Annotated in this window: 15 protein-coding genes and 1 tRNA gene; 7 read left to right on the top strand and 9 right to left on the bottom strand. The window is 62.2% G+C overall.

Features of this window, described 5'->3' with window-relative positions:
• Positions 1-37 precede the first annotated feature (37 nt).
• From MK6180000_RS05825 to MK6180000_RS05815, 3 genes are read right to left on the bottom strand one after another with little or no spacing between them, the layout of a single operon-like run.
• Positions 38-862, bottom strand: coding sequence for an ABC transporter substrate-binding protein (locus tag MK6180000_RS05825; RefSeq protein WP_138933881.1), 825 nt, complete (start codon positions 860-862; stop codon positions 38-40).
• A 32-nt stretch (positions 863-894) separates the two neighbouring features.
• Positions 895-1,611, bottom strand: coding sequence for an ATP-binding cassette domain-containing protein (locus tag MK6180000_RS05820; protein ID WP_138933880.1), 717 nt, complete (start codon positions 1,609-1,611; stop codon positions 895-897).
• Positions 1,605-2,309 (bottom strand): ABC transporter permease, encoded by a 705-nt coding sequence (locus MK6180000_RS05815; protein WP_138933879.1) that lies wholly within the window; start codon positions 2,307-2,309, stop codon positions 1,605-1,607. Before MK6180000_RS05815 ends, MK6180000_RS05820 begins: the two co-directional genes overlap by 7 nt.
• A 266-nt stretch (positions 2,310-2,575) precedes the next feature.
• Between MK6180000_RS05815 and MK6180000_RS05810 the strand changes: the two genes are divergently transcribed.
• The 4 genes from MK6180000_RS05810 to MK6180000_RS05795 are packed head-to-tail and all read left to right on the top strand — an operon-like array spanning position 2,576 to position 6,422.
• Complete coding sequence (locus tag MK6180000_RS05810; protein WP_138933878.1) at positions 2,576-3,454, top strand: FAD binding domain-containing protein; 879 nt, start codon at positions 2,576-2,578, stop codon at positions 3,452-3,454.
• The gene (locus MK6180000_RS05805; RefSeq protein ID WP_138933877.1) at positions 3,451-3,927 is read left to right on the top strand and encodes a (2Fe-2S)-binding protein; all 477 of its coding nucleotides are present in this window, start codon (positions 3,451-3,453) and stop codon (positions 3,925-3,927) included. The genes MK6180000_RS05810 and MK6180000_RS05805 overlap by 4 nt, the downstream gene beginning before the upstream one ends.
• Before the next feature lies 1 nt (position 3,928).
• Complete coding sequence (locus tag MK6180000_RS05800) at positions 3,929-6,172, top strand: xanthine dehydrogenase family protein molybdopterin-binding subunit (protein ID WP_138933876.1); 2,244 nt, start codon at positions 3,929-3,931, stop codon at positions 6,170-6,172.
• Positions 6,173-6,176: 4 nt separating this feature from the next.
• Positions 6,177-6,422 carry a MoaD/ThiS family protein gene (locus MK6180000_RS05795; protein WP_138933875.1) on the top strand — a complete coding sequence of 82 codons (246 nt, stop codon included), beginning with the start codon at positions 6,177-6,179 and terminating at the stop codon, positions 6,420-6,422.
• Between the two features lie 64 nt (positions 6,423-6,486).
• Here MK6180000_RS05795 and MK6180000_RS05790 read toward each other — a convergent pair whose 3' ends face one another.
• The 6 genes from MK6180000_RS05790 to MK6180000_RS05765 form a co-directional block, all read right to left on the bottom strand.
• Positions 6,487-7,320, bottom strand: coding sequence for a hypothetical protein (locus MK6180000_RS05790; RefSeq protein ID WP_138933874.1), 834 nt, complete (start codon positions 7,318-7,320; stop codon positions 6,487-6,489).
• The gene (locus MK6180000_RS05785; protein ID WP_138933873.1) at positions 7,313-9,820 is read right to left on the bottom strand and encodes a GcvT family protein; all 2,508 of its coding nucleotides are present in this window, start codon (positions 9,818-9,820) and stop codon (positions 7,313-7,315) included. Before MK6180000_RS05785 ends, MK6180000_RS05790 begins: the two co-directional genes overlap by 8 nt.
• Positions 9,821-9,925: 105 nt before the next feature.
• The gene (locus MK6180000_RS05780; RefSeq protein WP_138933872.1) at positions 9,926-10,603 is read right to left on the bottom strand and encodes a hypothetical protein; all 678 of its coding nucleotides are present in this window, start codon (positions 10,601-10,603) and stop codon (positions 9,926-9,928) included.
• Between the two features lie 70 nt (positions 10,604-10,673).
• On the bottom strand, positions 10,674-11,864 hold the full coding sequence (locus MK6180000_RS05775) for a hypothetical protein (RefSeq protein WP_138933871.1): 1,191 nt from the start codon (positions 11,862-11,864) through the stop codon (positions 10,674-10,676).
• Positions 11,865-11,959: 95 nt separating this feature from the next.
• Positions 11,960-13,741, bottom strand: coding sequence for a gamma-glutamyltransferase (gene ggt / locus MK6180000_RS05770; protein WP_425466824.1), 1,782 nt, complete (start codon positions 13,739-13,741; stop codon positions 11,960-11,962).
• A complete protein-coding gene (locus MK6180000_RS05765; RefSeq protein ID WP_138933870.1) occupies positions 13,698-14,678 on the bottom strand; it encodes a 2-hydroxyacid dehydrogenase in 981 nt (326 codons plus the stop codon). The genes ggt and MK6180000_RS05765 overlap by 44 nt, the downstream gene beginning before the upstream one ends.
• Positions 14,679-14,783: 105 nt before the next feature.
• Between MK6180000_RS05765 and MK6180000_RS05760 the strand changes: the two genes are divergently transcribed.
• The 3 genes from MK6180000_RS05760 (at position 14,784) to MK6180000_RS05750 (ending at position 16,721) form a co-directional block, all read left to right on the top strand.
• Positions 14,784-15,323, top strand: coding sequence for an SH3 domain-containing protein (locus MK6180000_RS05760; protein WP_138933869.1), 540 nt, complete (start codon positions 14,784-14,786; stop codon positions 15,321-15,323).
• A gap of 152 nt (positions 15,324-15,475) precedes the next feature.
• Positions 15,476-15,550, top strand: a tRNA-Gln gene (locus MK6180000_RS05755).
• Positions 15,551-15,695: 145 nt separating this feature from the next.
• Positions 15,696-16,721: a carbon-nitrogen hydrolase family protein gene (locus tag MK6180000_RS05750; protein ID WP_138933868.1), complete on the top strand. Its 1,026-nt coding sequence runs from the start codon at positions 15,696-15,698 to the stop codon at positions 16,719-16,721.
• Positions 16,722-16,792 lie beyond the last annotated feature (71 nt).

Below are 16,792 nucleotides of genomic sequence, written 5' to 3'. Positions count from 1 at the left end.
AGGCTATTGACGAAGCCTCCGCAGGGATTGATGCAGCTTATTCCGCCGCCTTTGACGCATCGGTCATCTGCGCATTGAACGTAAAAAGCTGCTCGCCCGCGACCCGGTAACCGTCGATGAGCGCCTTGGCGCGTGCGCTGGTTAGCCAGCCTTCCAGCTCAGCCGCCAGATCACTCTTGATATAGTCGCCTTTGTCGGGGTTAACCGGGAGATAAGCATACTGGTTGAACAGTATCGGATCGCCCGCAAAGAGCAGCGCCAGATCGCCCTTGTTGCCGAAATTCAGCCAGCTTGCACGGTCCGACATGATGTAGGCGCCCATGCCAGATGCCGTGTTCAGCGCGGCGCCCATACCTGCGCCTGCAGCTTTGTACCATTCGGCGCCTGCACCCGGGTCAATCCCCGCGGCGTTCCAGAGGCTCAGTTCCTTTTTGTGAGTGCCGCTATCATCGCCGCGGCTGACGAAAGGCGCGCCCGCCTGCTCAATCGCCGTCAATGCGGCGGCCGCAGAATCAGCTTCGCGCACGCCTGCTGGATCAGCGTCAGGGCCGATAATGACGAAATCATTATACATGATCTCGCGGCGGTGCGTGCCGTGACCTGCAGCGACAAACGCCTCCTCGGCGGCCTTTGCGTGGACGAGGATCGCGTCGACATCGCCTGTCTCGCCCAGCTTGATCGCCTGACCTGTCCCGACGACCAAAAGTTGTACGTCGATGCCGGTGTCTTGCTTGATCTCGGGCAGCAGCACTTCGGCAAGGCCGGAATTGTGAAAGCTGGTCGTGACAGCCATTTTCATTTCTTCGGCCTGTGCGGCGGCGGCAGACAGGCCAAGGGCTATGGCTAGGGTGAGGTTACGCATTTGGATCGTCCTTTGAATTGCGTTTTCGGGTTTTAGTCGACGATGTCGCCTGCCAGAAACGCCTTGGCGGCGTCCGTGGTGGGGGCATCGAAAAACTCGGGCGCAGCGCCCTGTTCGTGGATCATTCCGCCGCGCAGGAACACCACATTACGGGCCAGGCGACGGGCCTGCCCCATGTCGTGCGTCGCCATGACGATACGGGTTCCCCCATCGGTTGCAAGCCTCAAAAGCGCCTCGATCTCGCGCGTGGCCCGGCCATCCAATGAGGCCGACGGCTCATCCAGAAAAAGCAGATCAGGCGCGGTGATCATCGCGCGCGCCAGGGCCAGCTTTTGCTTTTCGCCGCCAGATAGGACGGCTGCGGCGCGCCCCTCCATCCCGGCAAGGCCGATGCGCGTGCACCACCCTGCGGCCGCATCGCGCGCGGTGCTGCGGGGTGTGCCATTCAGGCGCAGCGGATAGGCCAGATTGTCCAGCACCGAGCGGCGCAGCATCACAGGCGACTGAAACACAAATGCTTGGCGGTGCAGCGCGTCGTCGCGCGGGCAGGCCCATGAAATGCTGCCAGCGCTCAGCCGCTCCAGCCCATGCAGGGCCTTGAGCAGGGTCGATTTGCCCGCACCGTTGGGGCCAATCACGGCGGTGATCCCCTGCCCGTCCAACACCAGATTGATCGGCCCGATCAGGCGCTTGCCGCGCCTATGCACGGCCGCGCCAGCCAGCGTCAGGGGTAACAGCGCGCTCACCACCGGCCCCCCGTTTCGGTACGGCTAAGCGCGTGGATCGCCAGATTGATCGTCACCGACAACGCTATCAGGATAAAGCCAAGGCCAAGCGCGAGCGCGAAATTGCCCTTGCCCGTCTCCAGCGCAATGGCAGTTGTCATCACACGCGTCGCGTGGTCGATATTGCCGCCGACGATCATAATCGCGCCCACCTCGCCCACGCCGCGGCCAAATCCGGCCAGAGCGGCGGTGAGCAACGCGCGCCGCCCATCCATCAGAAGGGTCGCGATACGCTGCGCGCGCGTGGCGTTCATCGAAATCAGCAGATCGTGGTATTCGGCCCATAGATCGCGCAGGGATTGGTGCGCGATGGACGCGATCAACGGCACGATGATGACGACCTGCGCGATGATCATCGCAGTGGGCGTGAACAAAAGGCCCAGCACACCGAACGGACCGGACCGCGACAAAAGCACGTAGACAACGAGGCCAACGACAACAGGTGGAAGTCCCATCAGAGCGTTTAGCACCGCGATCGTCCCGCGCCGCAGGCGAAAGCGCTGCACAGCAAGCAACGCGGCGAGCGGCAGGGCGATAATGCAGGCAATGAGCAGCGCCGCGCCCGTCACCTGAAGGCTTCGCCATGCAATTTCGTAGAGACCCGCGTCAAATGACACAATCAGCCAAAACGCCTGAGCGAGGCCGTCCCACAGATCGTTCATGCGTGCCTCCGCCCCAGATATACCGCGACATTGCCAAGTGCCTTGGCAACCAGCTTCTGCGCGGCAACCTGCCCCTGCCGGGCGCGGCCTGCAACCCTTGAAATGCGCAGGCTGCGCGCGTCAATTTGATCGCGATTTCACGCCACAGCGCATTGCGGGCGCGCGCTGATTAAGGTTTACTCAATGTAGATTTGCCAGCCAACGCCGTTTCTGGCCGCCGCATCTGCGCCGCGCCACCCAACTGCCCGCAAGCCATGGAGCGTCCTATGCAATACATGAAACCCAGCACAGCAGCCGAGGCATCAGACATCCTCGCCCGGAACGAGGGCGCCGCCCGTATCCTGGGCGGCGGCACCGACCTGCTTGTGCAGATGCGCTCCGGCATGATTGAGCCGGAAATGATTGTTGATATCAAGCATCTGGAGGGCATTGCCGACATCACTTCCGAAGACGGCGGCCTGCGCATCGGCGCGGCGGTATCCGGCCAGCTCCTGGGCGAGCATGAGGGCGCCCGCGCGATGTGGCCCGGTGTGGTCGAGGCGTGCGAGTTGATCGGCTCGACCCAGATCCAAGGGCGCTGCACCATGGCGGGTAACCTTTGCAATGGTGGCCCCGCCGCCGACTCTGTTCCCGCAATGATCGCCGCTGCCGCAGTGGCGCGGATCGAGGGGCCGAAGGGCGCACGCGATTGCCCTGTCGAAGAATTCGTGACCGGCCCCGGCAAGACGGTCCTCGGCAAGGGCGAATTTGTCAGCTCGATCTTTCTGCCTGCGCGGCCCAAGGCGGCCTCCGATGCCTATTTGCGATTTATCCCGCGCACGGAAATGGACATCGCCGTCGCCTCTGCCGGAGTGAACATTGAACTTGCAGGTGACGGGACGATCAAATCCGCCCGCGTCGCCCTCGGCGCGGTTGGGCCAAGGGTCGTGCTGGTTCTGGATGCGGCGGATGCCATCATAGGCTCCAAGCTGGAGGATCCGGCAATTGCCGCGCTGATACGCGCCTGCGAGGCAGCAGCCAGCCCCATAGACGACAAACGCGGCACAGTTGAATTTCGCACCACAGTCGTGGGCGTTTTGGCCAAACGCGCGGCGCGCATCGCGATGGACCGCGCCCAAGAGAATGCGACCGGAGAAAAGGCATGAAAAACATCCACGTATCAACCACTCTTAATGGTGATGAAGCCGAATTCGTCTGCGCGCCCGAAGAAACGCTGCTGGACGCGCTGCGCAACCGCCTTGGGCTTAGCGGCGCCAAGGAAGGCTGCGGCACCGGCGATTGCGGTGCCTGTACTGTCGAAATGGATGGACGGCTGGTCTGCTCCTGCCTCGTGCTGGGGGCAGAGGCGCAGGATGCCCAGATCAAGACGGTCGAGGGCATGGCCATTGGCGAGGCGCTGCACCCGCTGCAGCAGGCGTTTATCGATCACGCCGCCCTGCAATGCGGCATCTGCACACCGGGCATCCTGGTGGCGGCGAAAAACCTGCTAGAGCGTAACCCGGACCCTACCGATACCGAGATCCGGTATTGGCTGGCCGGAAACCTGTGCCGTTGCACCGGATATGACAAGATCATCAAGGCTGTTCAGATCGCAGCCGCCGACATGAGAGGCGCATGACATGAACTTTCAATCCAATACAAAGGCTAACTTCAAAGTCGTCGGCACCCGAGTCCCGCGCCCCGATGGCGTGGACAAGGTCACTGGTCGCGCGCTTTATGGTGCGGATTTGAACGTACCGGGGATGCAGGTGGGCCTGATCCTGCGCAGCCCGCATGCGCATGCGACGATCAACAGAATCGACACGAGCGCGGCTGCGGCCCTGCCCGGCGTCAAGGCAATTGTGACTTCCGCCGATCTGGGCGTGCCAGAGGACCAAAGCTTGCGCGACGTGCAGGACAACTGCCTTGCGCGGGGCAAGGTGCTGTATGACGGGCACGCCGTCGCCGCCGTCGCGGCCAAGGATATGGCAACAGCCAAGGCCGCGCTGAAATTGATCAAGGTGGATTATACGCCCCTGCCCCACGTGACCGACGTGGACGAGGCGATGAAGTCGGACGCGCCTGTGGTCCAAGAGGCCCGCGCAGACGAATCCGTGCCAGCAGGCTGCGGCCCTAACGTGACGCATTATTGCGAGTTCGGGCACGGCGATCTGGAGGCCGGCTTCGGCAAGGCCGACTTGATCCTTGAGCGCAGCTTTACCACTGCCGCCACGCACCAAGGCTATATCGAGCCGCATGCCTGCGTCGCCTCCTACGGCAATGACGACAAGGCTGACCTTTGGTGCACTACGCAAGGGCAGTACTTCGTTCGCGATCTCTGCTCCGGGATCCTGGGCATCGAGGGCAGCCAACTGCGCGTCACCGCGTCGGAAATCGGCGGCGGATTTGGCGGCAAGACGACTGTCTTTATTGAGCCCGTCGCGCTGGCGCTAAGCCGCAAAGCGGGCCGCCCGGTCAAGATCGTGATGAGCCGCGTCGACGTGTTCCGCGCCACCGGCCCAACAGTGTCGTCGTCGATGGATGTGCGCATCGGCATGACCAAGGATGGCCGCATCACGGCTGCTGAGGCCAAGCTGCGCTATCAGGGCGGCGCGTTCCCTTGCGGGACGGTCGATATGGGCGCGCAAGCCGCGTTCGCAGCCTACGACCTGAAGGCTGTGCGCACCCAAGGCTGGAATGCGTTGACCAACCGGCCCAAAGAGGCTGCCTATCGCGCGCCCGGCGCGCCGATGGCGATCTATGCCGTCGAGAGCGTCGTGGACGAGCTCTGCCAGCAGTTGGACCTCGACCCGCTGGACGTGCGGATCCTGAACGCCGCAGATGCCGGCACGAAATCGTCCTACGGGCCAACCTTTGACCAGATCGGCCTGCTGGCAACGCTGGAGGCCGCAAAAGTGCACGATCACTACCGCGCGCCTCTGGGCGAAAACCAAGGCCGCGGCCTGAGCTGCGGGTTCTGGTTCAACTTCGGCGGCAATACCAGCGTGTCACTGGCCATCAACAGCGACGGCACAGTCAGCGTGACCGAGGGCAACCCCGATATCGGCGGCAGCCGCGCGTCAATTTCGATGATGGCAGCCGAGGAGCTGGGCGTTGCCTATGAAAAGGTCCGCACGATCATCACCGACACAAACTCGCTGGGCCAAAACGACGTGACCGACGGCAGCCGCGTGACCTTTGCTGTGGGCCTCGCCACGATCAAGGCGGCGCGCGCCGCGATCCGCGTGATGTGCGGGCGTGTGGCCAAAATCTGGGGCATCGACGAAGATGCCGTAGTATGGGAGGACGGCGCAGCCAAACCCTCCGGGCCAAACGCGGGTGATTTTGAGCCAATGACGCTGGCCGAGATCGCCGCAATCTCGTCGGAAACCGGCGGGCCGATTGCCGGCCATCACGAGGTGAACGCCGAGGGCGCTGGCGTCAGTTTTGGCGTACATCTGGCCGATGTGGAGGTCGACCCCGAGACAGGCGCGACGAAAGTGCTGCGCTACACGGTATTTCAGGACGCAGGCAAGGCCGTGCATCCCGACTATGTCGAGGGCCAGATGCAAGGCGGCGCAGTCCAAGGCATCGGCTGGGCGCTGAATGAGGAATACATCTATGGCGAGGATGGCCGCCTGCAAAACGCGGGCTTCCTCGACTATCGCGTCCCGGTTGCGTCTGATCTGCCGAATATCGACACCGTTATTTTGGAAATCCCCAACCCCGGCCACCCCTACGGCGTGCGCGGCGTGGGCGAGACGCCGATCGTGCCGCCCCTAGCCGCGCTGTCGAACGCGGTCGGCCGGGCTATCGGTGTTCGCCTGCACGATTTGCCTATGTCGCCACCCAAGATCCTCAAGGCGGTCATGACAAAGGGCTAAAGCAATGGTGTCGGTGAAACTCTGGGGCTCGCTGCGCGATCTGGCGGAGGGGCAAGAGACGGTCGAGGTTGAGGCCAGCAATTTCAAGGAATTGCTGGACGCGCTTGCCGCAAAGTATCCGGCGTTGAAACCACAGATCGACCGCGGGGTATCGCTCGCGGTCGACGGGCTGGTCTACCGCAATTCTTGGTTCACTGAGGTGAAGCCGGACAGCGAAGTGGTGCTGATGCCGTATATGAAGGGCGGGTGATTGAAATGCTGCAGCCTGCGCAGGTCGGAAATCTGAGCAAACACCTACCAAGCCTGCATTAATCTTAAGATCGCGCAAAACTGCGCGCGACGAGCCAGACAGCGGCGACGAGAAGTATCGGCAAAAGAAAAATGCGAAAGATGAGTACAGCCAAAATTGATAGGTAGCTTGTAATGAGCGTGTCGGCGTTACTCATGATGTTGTTTGCTTGAGCAAGAAACCTTTGGCCTTTGGCAAGATAATCAGACCCTGCGCTGAACGTATCACGCAGCCCGTCAAACCAACGGTCATCATCAACGCTCATCTCGAAACTATCGGAAGCAGAGTTCGGAACGTCAGCAACAATGGCATCTACGACAGACTGATGCTGAACTAACACCGAGCCCGTCAGCGGGACGGCCAACAAATCCGAAGCAATCAGACAGAGCGGCAGACCTAGCGTAAGAAATGCACCATAAACGCCAAGTTTGCGTGCAGTGGAAAGCACTCTTTCATGCTGACCCACTAGCCAAAAAAGGCAGGCCAAAGCAATCATTCCCGCTCCTATTGCGCCAATAGGCCCCATGGCGATGGCCAAAACGCCAGACACCAGCATGAGGGTGAACACCGCCGACGCTATGCGTTCAATGGTGTCGTCTACGGGTTCCAGGATCTTTCCTGGCTGCAAACTGCCCGAAACACCGACAGACGCGCCAACTTCGACCTCCTGCGCGGTTGAAAGTATCGCATTGAGCGTGCGTAGGGTCACATATGTCGCAGCGCTAACCGTAGCGATGGAGGCGGCATAACCTTCAGCTCCGCGCGCTATGGGATTCTTGGTATGAAAAACTGCTGCGCTGATAGACAGCGCAGCAATAAGAAGTATCGCTGGTATGAAACCGGGGCGCGCTTTAGCCATCCTTGCGAATAGTCTCGTTCTTCGGATCATACGGGCTGTCCTCGGTCACAGTGGCGTCCCAGAGCTTGTGCATAATCTTGACCTTCAGCACCGTGCCCGGCACCACCAGTTCGGGTTTGATATAGCCCATGCCGATGCTCTTGCCGAAGGCGACCGAATAGCCGCCCGAGGTGAGGCGGCCAACGCGCTCGCCGCTTTCCGTATACAGCACTTCGCGGCCCCAAGGGTCGGCATCATCCGGCCCGTCGATCAGGAAGGTGCAGCATTTGGCGCGCACACCCGTCTCCACCAGTTTGTCCTTGCCGTGAAAATCCTTCTCCAGATCAACGAACCGCGGCAGATCGGCCTCCAGCGGGGTCGCGTCGCGGCCCAGCTCGTTGCCAAACGCGCGGTAGGATTTCTCTTGCCGTAGCCAGTTTTGCGCGCGGGCGCCGACCAGTTTCATGCCGTGCGGTTCGCCTGCCTTTTCCAGCAAGTCAAAGAGGTAGTTCTGCATCTCCATCGGGTGATGCAGTTCCCATCCCAGCTCGCCTGTATAGGCGACGCGGATGGCATTGACAGGGCACATGCCCAGTTCGATCTGGCGGGCGGTCAGCCACGGAAAACGCTTGTTCGAGAGAGCCGTTTCAGGATCAGCGTCGACGATCACAGATTTCAGCACGTCGCGCGATTTTGGCCCGGCGATGGCGAAAACACCCCACTGGGTGGTGACGTCCTGAATCTCGATATAACCGAACTCCTCCATCTTATCCTCGGCGGCCTTTCGCAGGAAATCAGCATCGTATTCCGTCCATGCACCTGCCGAGACGAGGTAATAGTTATTCTCGCCATTGCGGACGATGGTGTATTCCGTGCGCGTTGTACCATGGGCGGTCAGCGCGTAGGTCAGATTGATTCGGCCCACTTTGGGCAGCTTGTTGCAGGTAAACCAATTAAGAAACGCGGTCGCGCCCGGTCCTTTGACGACATGCTTTGAGAATGCGGTCGCGTCGATCAGCCCGGCGCCCTCGCGGATTGCCGTCGCCTCGTCCACAGCGTGCTGCCACCAGCCGCCCCGGCGGAAACTGCGGGCGTCGTGGTCAAAGTTATCAGGCGCATCGAGGGGGCCAAAGTAGTTGGGCCGCTCCCAACCGTTGACGAAGCCGAACTGCGCGCCGCGCGCCTTTTGCCGCTCGTAGGCCGGCGCTGTGCGCAGGGGGCGACAGGCGGGACGCTCCTCATCTGGGTGGTGCAGGATATAGACGTGCTCGTAGCATTCCTCGTTCTTGCGCGCGGCGAACTCGGTGGTCATCCAATTTGATGAGTAGCGCTTAGGATCAAGGCTCGCCATGTCGATCTCGGCCTCGCCATCTACCATCAACTGGGCGAGGTAATAGCCGGTGCCGCCCGCCGCCGTAATACCAAAGCTGAAGCCTTCGGCCAGCCACATGTTGCGCAGTCCCGGCGCGGGGCCGACCAGCGGATTGCCATCGGGGGTATAGCAGATCGGGCCGTTGAAATCGTCCTTCAGGCCGCATTCCTCGCAACTTGGGATGCGGTGGTTCATCGCCATATACTGGTCTTCGATCCGGTCCAGATCCAGCTGGAACAGATCCGCGCGGAAGCTGTCCGGCACGCCATGCTCAAACCGCGCAGGCGCGTTCGGCTCGTAAACGCCCAGGATCCAGCCACCCCGCTCCTCGCGGACATAGCTTTGGGCGTCGGCGTCGCGGATGACGGGATGCTCGGGGTTGCCGTCCTTGCGAAAGGCGACCAGCGCCGGATCGCTGTCCATCACGATGAACTGATGCTCGACCGGGATGGCTGGCATCTTGATCCCCAACATTTTCGCGGTGCGCTGCGCGTGGTTGCCTGATGCCGTCACGACATGCTCGGCGGTGATGACGATCTGCTCATCTGAGGGCACCAGATTGCCGCCCTTTTCGATCATCTTGGTCGCCGTTACTTCCCATGCATCGCCGGTCCAGTGGAACGCGTCTGCCTGCCATTTCCGCTCTATCATCACGCCGCGCTGGCGTGCGCCCTTGGCCATCGCCATGGTAACGTCGGCGGGGTTAATGTAGCCGTCGGTCTGGTGGTAGATCGCGCCTTTCAGATCGTCCGTGCGGATCAGCGGCCATTTCGCCTTGATCTGGTCGGGGGTCATCCACTCGTAGGGCACGCCGCAAGTCTCGGCTGTCGACGCATAGAGGCGGTATTCGTCCATCCGCTCGTCCGTCTGTGCCATGCGCAGGTTGCCGACCACCGCAAAGCCTGCGTTCAGGCCCGTCTCCTCCTCCAGCGTCTTGTAGTACTTGATCGAATAGTCGTGGATGTGGGTCGTCGCATAGCTCATGTTGAAGTAGGGCAAGAGGCCAGCCGCGTGCCATGTGGAGCCTGATGTCAACTCGTCCCGTTCCAGCAGCATGACGTCGTCCCAGCCGGCCTTGGCCAGATGGTATGCGATGGACGTGCCTACGGCACCGCCGCCGACGACAAGAGCTTTGACTTTAGTTTTCATGCGATGCGACTCCGATGGGCATTCGTTGCCTCCGGTTCTATCAGTTTCCCCATATGGCGCGCAGCCCATCCGACCAATCGCCATGCAAAACCGACAAGCGCGGCGTCAGTGGCCGAGTGCCGCATCCAGCCGGTCCAGCGGGAAGTAGGGCGCGAGCAACGGCCGCAGCTCGGCCCGGCGGGGGGCAGCAGGGTCATATAGCGCGTGGCAGAGGTAGTCCTCCAGCAGCGCCGCCTGCTGTTCATAGCCGAACTTGAGGAATGTGGCATCCGCGTCTGGGACGTAAAAATAGGGGTCCATGTTCATCATACTTTCCAGCGCAGCACGCGTGGGGCGATAGCCAGTGCTGGCGCGCTGTTGCCATTGCCAGACATGAACCAGTTCATGCGCCAGCACCAACGCCTGAGGGAAGCGCGCAGCGCGCGGCCATTCCAGCGCGAGATCGGCGCGATAAAATTCGCGGCTGAAATGCACGCGGTTCCATAGCGCCCAGCCGGGGGGCGGGCCACTTCGCGGCTCGGGCGCGGCGCGCGCACAGAGGCCGGTAACGGTGTTTTCATCCGTGACAGGGTAGAGGTCCGATAGATCGGGCTCAGCAGGCGCAGGCGGCAGCGCCGCAAAGCCATTGGCGATGCGCACTGCGTCCACATCCAGCGTCGGGCCAATGATGTCGGCGGCAAATTGGCGCTCGTTTTGCGTCAATGGGCGCGCGCACGCAGCCAGCACAAGGCAAAACGCACATAGCGCGGCCCTGCCGATCAAGTGCGTGCGTACCTGCCCCATCTAATTCTGCCCCAATGCGTCACCGGCGCGCATCCTCGCGCGTTCGCGGGCAAAGGCCAAGGGGTGTATGTCAGTCGCGGCAGAACTTTCCTGCCGATCCGGCAAGGCAGCTAGAGCCGCCAGACAACATCAGGCGTTTTGGCTTGGGTGCAGGTTCTCGTTCTGCGGGGTCCTCGCCACCGCCAAAGAGGGAGGCGGCGAAATCTACGACACTTTTGCTGCTGGGCACGTCGCCGGATGCGCTGGCCTGCGCGGGTTCGTCTGTCTCTTGCATAGATCCGGACGCGGCGCCGGGATCCAGCTGCGGAATACCGCCCGCCCCCCAACCCGTAGCAAGCTCGTTCATCATCATCTTCATCGCGTTTTCAGGCGTCGCAGCGCGCTGCAGCCAAGCCTGCGCCTCAACGCTGCGGCGCGCCCTCAGGTCACTGTGCATCTTTAGCATGAGATCTGCCATCTGCGGCTGCGCCTCCAGCGGAATATCAGGCGCATTCAAACCAATATGGACGAGGGGATAACTGAGTAGCGCGTTCAACCCATTATAGTCAATCGCGCCCAGAACGGCACGCAGATCATCCTCCCCCGCGTTGCTTAACACGCTTAGCTGCACTGCATCGTGCAGGCCGATGGGGGCCTCATAGGCATGAAAGGGCGTACCAGCCTGCGAAATGAAGGGAGCGCCCGCATCGCCCAGCTTGGCAGAGGTTTCAGCGAATGCCACGCCGCCGATTACCGCCCAGCCGGTGCTGGGTACAAAGGCAGTCGCCGCAAGAGTATCGGCCACCACGCCTGCCAGATTGCGCGCGTCATCGCGCGGCGTATACTTGGCGCGCAAGGCAATGATGCGGTCCCCTTGCTGGTAGACCCACGTTTCATCGTCGCGGCGCTCCTCAGCTGACTTGGCACTCTTGGCGGCCATATTCTTGAGCAGGTCGGGCGTGTTTTCTGGCATGTTATCGGCCACCGGGACGAGGACCGCGCTATTATTGCCGTCCAGCCATGCGCGCCGGGTCCAGCCAGCAGGCGCGCCTGGCAGATAGGGGCGCGCGCCGGCCTTGCGCAGTGATGCCTGCACCTTGGCGGCGGCAGCATCGGCGCGCGCCTCGCGCACACCAGTGATGCGCGCGCCGTAGGTTGCGACATACGCGCCCGCCGAGAATCGCCCCGCCGCCTCGCCCGCCGCATTCGCCTGATTGGCATAGTCGATAGCCCCGACCGCCGTGAGGGCAACCGCGCCAAATCCGATGGCGAAATAGTTCATGCATGCGCTCCCGCTGGTATGTGCGTTTGCGCGTCACGCTAGGCGGCAACCTTGGCATTTTCGCGATGCGGTCGCGGCGCTTTGGCGGCAACGGGTTATTCGCCGATGGCCAGCCCCTCGCGGCGCGGATCGGCGCCGCCTGTCAGGGCATCCCCGATAGCTATCGCATGAAGGCCCGAATTCAGGCCGCGCAACTCTACCTCATAGCCCATATCGCGGAGGGGTTGGGCCAGCGCCTCGGCGTCTGTCCCCTCCTCCAGATCATAGGTGCCAAAGCGATTTACCAGATGCGGCATCGCCGTGATTGCCTGCGCGTCCATGCCCCAATCAACATATCCGATGATCGCGTTTGCGACGTAGGGAATGATGCGGCTGCCGCCGGGGCTGCCCAATACGAGGCGAGGCGCGCCATCCTTTAGAACAATCGTTGGCGCCATGGACGAGCGCGGCCGCTTGCCCGGCGCGACCGCGTTGGCGATGGGCACGCCATTTTCGTGACTGGCAAAGCTGAAATCAGTCAGCTCATTATTCAGCATAAAACCAGCCGCCATGACACGCGAGCCGAAGGCGTTCTCAATGGTCGTCGTCATCGACAGTGCGTTGCCGTAGCTGTCAACGATGGAGATATGCGAGGTCGAGGGCGCCTCCACTGCAATGTCATCCGCCCAGTTCAGCGCGTGGTCGAATTTTGGCTGGCCGGGATCAGTATTCTCCAGTGCGGCATCGCCGCCCAGCAGCGCACCGCGGGCAGCCAAATAGGCGGGATCGAGCATACCTTCGACCGGGACAGGCACAAAATCGGCATCGGCGACATAGCGCCCCCTGTCGGCAAAGGCGAGGCGGCTGGCATCGCCAATCAGCCGCCGCGCATCCGGCGATTGCGGACCATATGCAGCCAGATCGTACGCCTCCAAGGCGCCCAGCGTCTGGCCTACGGCGATCGCGCCCGAGGATGGCGGCCCCATGCCGCAAACCTCATAGGCACGATAAGAAGCGCAAACGGCGGGCCTTTCCTTGACCGCGTAAAGCGCCAGATCGAGCAGATCGAGCGTGCCAGGATTGCCCGGCGCAGTTTGCACAGCGCGGACGATCTGGCGCGCGATATCGCCAATATAGAACGGCGCGGGTCCGTTTTGCGCAATGGTCGCAAGCGTCTGGGCGTAGGCCGGATTTTTCAGCGTATCCCCTTCCCTGAGCGCGCGGCCTTGCGGAAAATAGTAATCCCGCGTGGCGGTAAAACGGTCTAGGGTGTCTGCATTGGCAGCGATGGAGGCGGCCATGCGCGGGCTGACGGCAAAGCCGTTCGTCGCATGATCGTGCGCCTCTTCAAAGAGGTCCGCCCAGTCCAGCCGTCCCCAGCGCGCATGCGCCTCGCCCAGCAGCATCGGCGTGCCGGGCACCCCCACCGAGCGGCCCCCGACGACGGCGTCAAAGAAGTCCATTGGCTGCCCGGCGGCATTTTGAAACAGCAGCGGCGTCGCGCCCTGCGGCGCCGTTTCACGCGCGTCGAGGGTGGTCAGCGTCTGCGCCGCCGCGTCCCACCAGACCAAAAACGCGCCGCCGCCAAGGCCTGAGCTTTGCGGCTCAACAAGACCCAGCACGAGCTGCACGGCGATCATGGCGTCGGCGGCCGTGCCGCCCTGCCGCAAAACGCGTGCGCCTGCCTTGCTTGCCAATGGATGGGCCGCGACGACCATCCAGTTTTCGGCCGTCACAGGCGCGACTGCCTCGCCGACCTGAAACGCACCCACCTCCGGCGCAACTGCGTCGGCAGCCTGCTGGGCGGCTGCGCCCGAAGCCGCGAACATCAGAGCGAGGAAAAGCGCGCGCATCCTACAGCATCGCCGGAACGACTTGATCGGGCGGGCGGTGGCCATCTGCCCATGTCTTGATGTTCAGCAGCACTTTTTCGCCCATCTCGACGCGGCCCTCATGCGTGGCCGAACCCATATGAGGCAGCAAAACCACGTTCTTCATCTCGCGCAGGCGCGGGTTGGCGGCATCCTCATAAACGTCGAGACCCGCGCCCGCGATGTCGCCCGCGCGCAGCATCCGCGTTAGCGCGTTTTGGTCGATCACTTCGCCGCGCGAGGTGTTCACAATCACCGCTTCCGGCTTCATCAGCTTTAACCTGCGTGCATTCATCAGGTGAAAGGTCGACGGCGTGTGCGGGCAGTTAACCGAAATCACGTCCATCCGCGCGACCATCTGGTCGAGGCTCTCCCAATAGGTGGCCCCCAATGTCTCCTCAATCTCGGACCGCAGGCGCTTGCGATTGTGGTAGTGTACCTGCATGCCAAAGGCCGCCGCGCGCCGCGCTACCGCCTGTCCGATCCGTCCAAGGCCAAGTATTCCCAGACGCCGGCCTGACACGCGCCCGCCCATCAGGGCCGTCGGCGACCAGCCGGCCCATTCCCCTGATTGCATCATCGCAAGCCCCTCGGGGATGCGCCGCAATGTGGCGAGGATCAGCGCCATCGCCATATCGGCAGTATCGTCCGCAGACACGCCCGGTGTGTTGGACACCAGTATGCCGCGCTGTCGCGCCGTGGCCACGTCGATATGGTCAACGCCCGCGCCATAATTTGCGATCAATTTCAGCCGGTCGCCCGCCTGCCCGATCAGACCTGCGTCGATCCGGTCGGACAGCGTCGGCACCAGCACGTCGGCGCCGCGCGCGGCCTCGACCAGCTCATCGCGGGTCATTGGCGTGTCGTCGGGGCGCAGATGGGCGTTGAACAATTCGCTTAGTCGCGCCTCGACGGGCGCCGGCAGGCGGCGCGTCACGACAACACTCAGGCGTTCTGATGGCATGGGGCGCCTCCTTGATCTTTCATATGTTGCGCTTTGGTGCCATGGTGGCGCAGGAACGGGCGGGGCACAAGAACTCCGCAGACCGGATGAGGCAGAAATAGCGATATGGGCAGAAGATCCCCCTTTGCATATGCGCTGGCGTTGGTCGCCGCGCTTCCCTTTGCCGTCACTGCGCAAGAGACGGTGCAAGAGGCTGCGCAGCCGCCAACTTTGCAGGTGCGGGGGCCGGTGACGAACCTGCCCATCCCCCGCTTTGTCTCGCTAAAGGCCGCTGAGGGTAACGTGCGGCGCGGACCCAGCCGGACCCACCGGATCGACTGGATATTCAAGCGGCGCGATACCCCGCTGGAAATCACCGCCGAGCATGGCCACTGGCGCCGCGTGCGCGACCGCGACGGCGCAGGCGGCTGGATGCACTATTCGCTGTTATCGGGCGTGCGCACCGCCATCGTCGAGCAGGACATGCTGCAAATGCACACTTCGCCCGACCTCAACACGATGACCACCGCACAACTGGAACTGGGCGTGATTGCCCGGATCGAGGAATGCGGGATAGACTGGTGCGAGCTAAAGGTCGGCGGCTACGGGGGCTGGGTGCAGAAAACCGCGATCTGGGGTGTGGGCGCGGACGAAATTCTGGACTGATCCCGCCTTTATTCTGCCGCCTGCCCCGTCCAATGCCTACAACCGCGACAAGCCAAGCACATGATCCGGAAAACCAATCCCCAAATTCACCAGAATTTTTCGCCATTCGGCCTTGCGCCCCAATGCACTCCGGAGTAACACCCACGCCACGTTGGGGTGTAGCCAAGCGGTAAGGCATCGGTTTTTGGTACCGTGTATCGTAGGTTCGAATCCTACCACCCCAGCCAGCTTTTATTGACTTGCCCGACCCGGTGCGCACATGATTGACGCTGCGTAATCGCTTGTGGCACGCCTCCTCCCCTGTTGTTATTTAGCAAATACCTGTCGTATGGTGGCCGAACCCGCATGCATTCCTAAGGAAAAATGCTCTCTATGACGCCATTCGCAATCGCAGGTGTTCAGATGTACGTGAACGCGCTGCAATCCAATGTCGATGGGATGATCCACAGGCTTGACCTGCTGATGACGCGCTTTCCCTGGACGCAGATGGTGCTGTTTTCCGAGCTGGCGCCATTCGGGCCGCTGACCAAGTTTTCGCTGCCGCTGCGGAATGAAACCGTTGATCGGTTCTGCGAGGCAGCGCGCCGCCATAACGTCTGGCTGATCCCCGGCTCGATGTTTGAGACGGCCGAGGACGGGCGCATCTATAACACCTCCTCGGTGATCAATCCCGCGGGCGAAGTTGTGTGCAACTATCGCAAGATGTTCCCATTTCGCCCCTATGAAGCGGGCGTTGAGGCGGGCACGGGTTTTTGCGTGTTCGATGTGCCCGATGTGGGGCGTTTTGGCCTCTCGATCTGCTATGACATGTGGTTTCCCGAAACGACGCGCCAACTGACCTCGCAGGGCGTCGAGGTGTTACTGCATCCGGTCCTGACCGGCACGACCGACCGCGAGGCAGAGCTGTCGATTGCCCGCGCCACTGCCGCGCAGTTCCAGTGCTATGTCATTGATGTGAATGGCCTTGGTGCCGGCGGTGTGGGCAAATCATGCGTGATTGACCCAACCTCGACAGTATTGCACCAGTCGGCGGGACAGGAGGACATGTTTCCCATTGAGGTCGACCTCAGCTATGTGCGCCGCCAGCGCGAGCGCGGCATGAAGGGGCTGGGCCAAGTCCTCAAGAGCTTTCGCGACCGCGAGGTCGATTTTTCCGTCTACGACCGCAGCAGCGGCACCGATGCTTACCTGCACACATTGGGCCCTTTAGTTGTGCCCGGACAGGACCATTCAGGTGCAGCGCGGGCGGGTCTGGGCGATCCGGTGGGCACGAGGCCCGGCACGCTGGAGGGACAAGGGCACATGCCCCTGCCGCTGCGGATGCAAGAGGATGCAGAGCCGCCCGTCGGCGTTATGCCCGGCATAAAGGCCGGAGGCACGCCGCCGATTACCAACTGATATAAATAATAACTGCGGCCGATCAGACTGAGACGGCACGACGTCACTGCTCTCATCATCTGATCGCCTGC

Origin of the sequence: Roseovarius arcticus (genome assembly GCF_006125015.1) — a bacterium.
Lineage (GTDB): Bacteria > Pseudomonadota > Alphaproteobacteria > Rhodobacterales > Rhodobacteraceae > Roseovarius > Roseovarius arcticus.
Note: the sequence above shows the minus strand (reverse complement) of the source record. Positions and strands in the feature narration are given on the sequence as shown.

Coding starts and splice junctions, on each gene's coding strand:
- MK6180000_RS05815 (WP_138933879.1), bottom strand. CDS start 2,309: ATGAACGATCTGTGGGACGGCCTCGCTCAGGCGTTTTGGCTGATTGTG.
- MK6180000_RS05780 (WP_138933872.1), bottom strand. CDS start 10,603: ATGGGGCAGGTACGCACGCACTTGATCGGCAGGGCCGCGCTATGTGCG.
- MK6180000_RS05775 (WP_138933871.1), bottom strand. CDS start 11,864: ATGAACTATTTCGCCATCGGATTTGGCGCGGTTGCCCTCACGGCGGTC.
- MK6180000_RS05805 (WP_138933877.1), top strand. CDS start 3,451: ATGAAAAACATCCACGTATCAACCACTCTTAATGGTGATGAAGCCGAA.
- MK6180000_RS05765 (WP_138933870.1), bottom strand. CDS start 14,678: ATGCCATCAGAACGCCTGAGTGTTGTCGTGACGCGCCGCCTGCCGGCG.
- ggt (WP_425466824.1), bottom strand. CDS start 13,741: ATGGCCACCGCCCGCCCGATCAAGTCGTTCCGGCGATGCTGTAGGATG.
- MK6180000_RS05790 (WP_138933874.1), bottom strand. CDS start 7,320: ATGGCTAAAGCGCGCCCCGGTTTCATACCAGCGATACTTCTTATTGCT.
- MK6180000_RS05785 (WP_138933873.1), bottom strand. CDS start 9,820: ATGAAAACTAAAGTCAAAGCTCTTGTCGTCGGCGGCGGTGCCGTAGGC.
- MK6180000_RS05810 (WP_138933878.1), top strand. CDS start 2,576: ATGCAATACATGAAACCCAGCACAGCAGCCGAGGCATCAGACATCCTC.
- MK6180000_RS05795 (WP_138933875.1), top strand. CDS start 6,177: ATGGTGTCGGTGAAACTCTGGGGCTCGCTGCGCGATCTGGCGGAGGGG.
- MK6180000_RS05800 (WP_138933876.1), top strand. CDS start 3,929: ATGAACTTTCAATCCAATACAAAGGCTAACTTCAAAGTCGTCGGCACC.
- MK6180000_RS05825 (WP_138933881.1), bottom strand. CDS start 862: ATGCGTAACCTCACCCTAGCCATAGCCCTTGGCCTGTCTGCCGCCGCC.
- MK6180000_RS05760 (WP_138933869.1), top strand. CDS start 14,784: ATGGGCAGAAGATCCCCCTTTGCATATGCGCTGGCGTTGGTCGCCGCG.
- MK6180000_RS05750 (WP_138933868.1), top strand. CDS start 15,696: ATGACGCCATTCGCAATCGCAGGTGTTCAGATGTACGTGAACGCGCTG.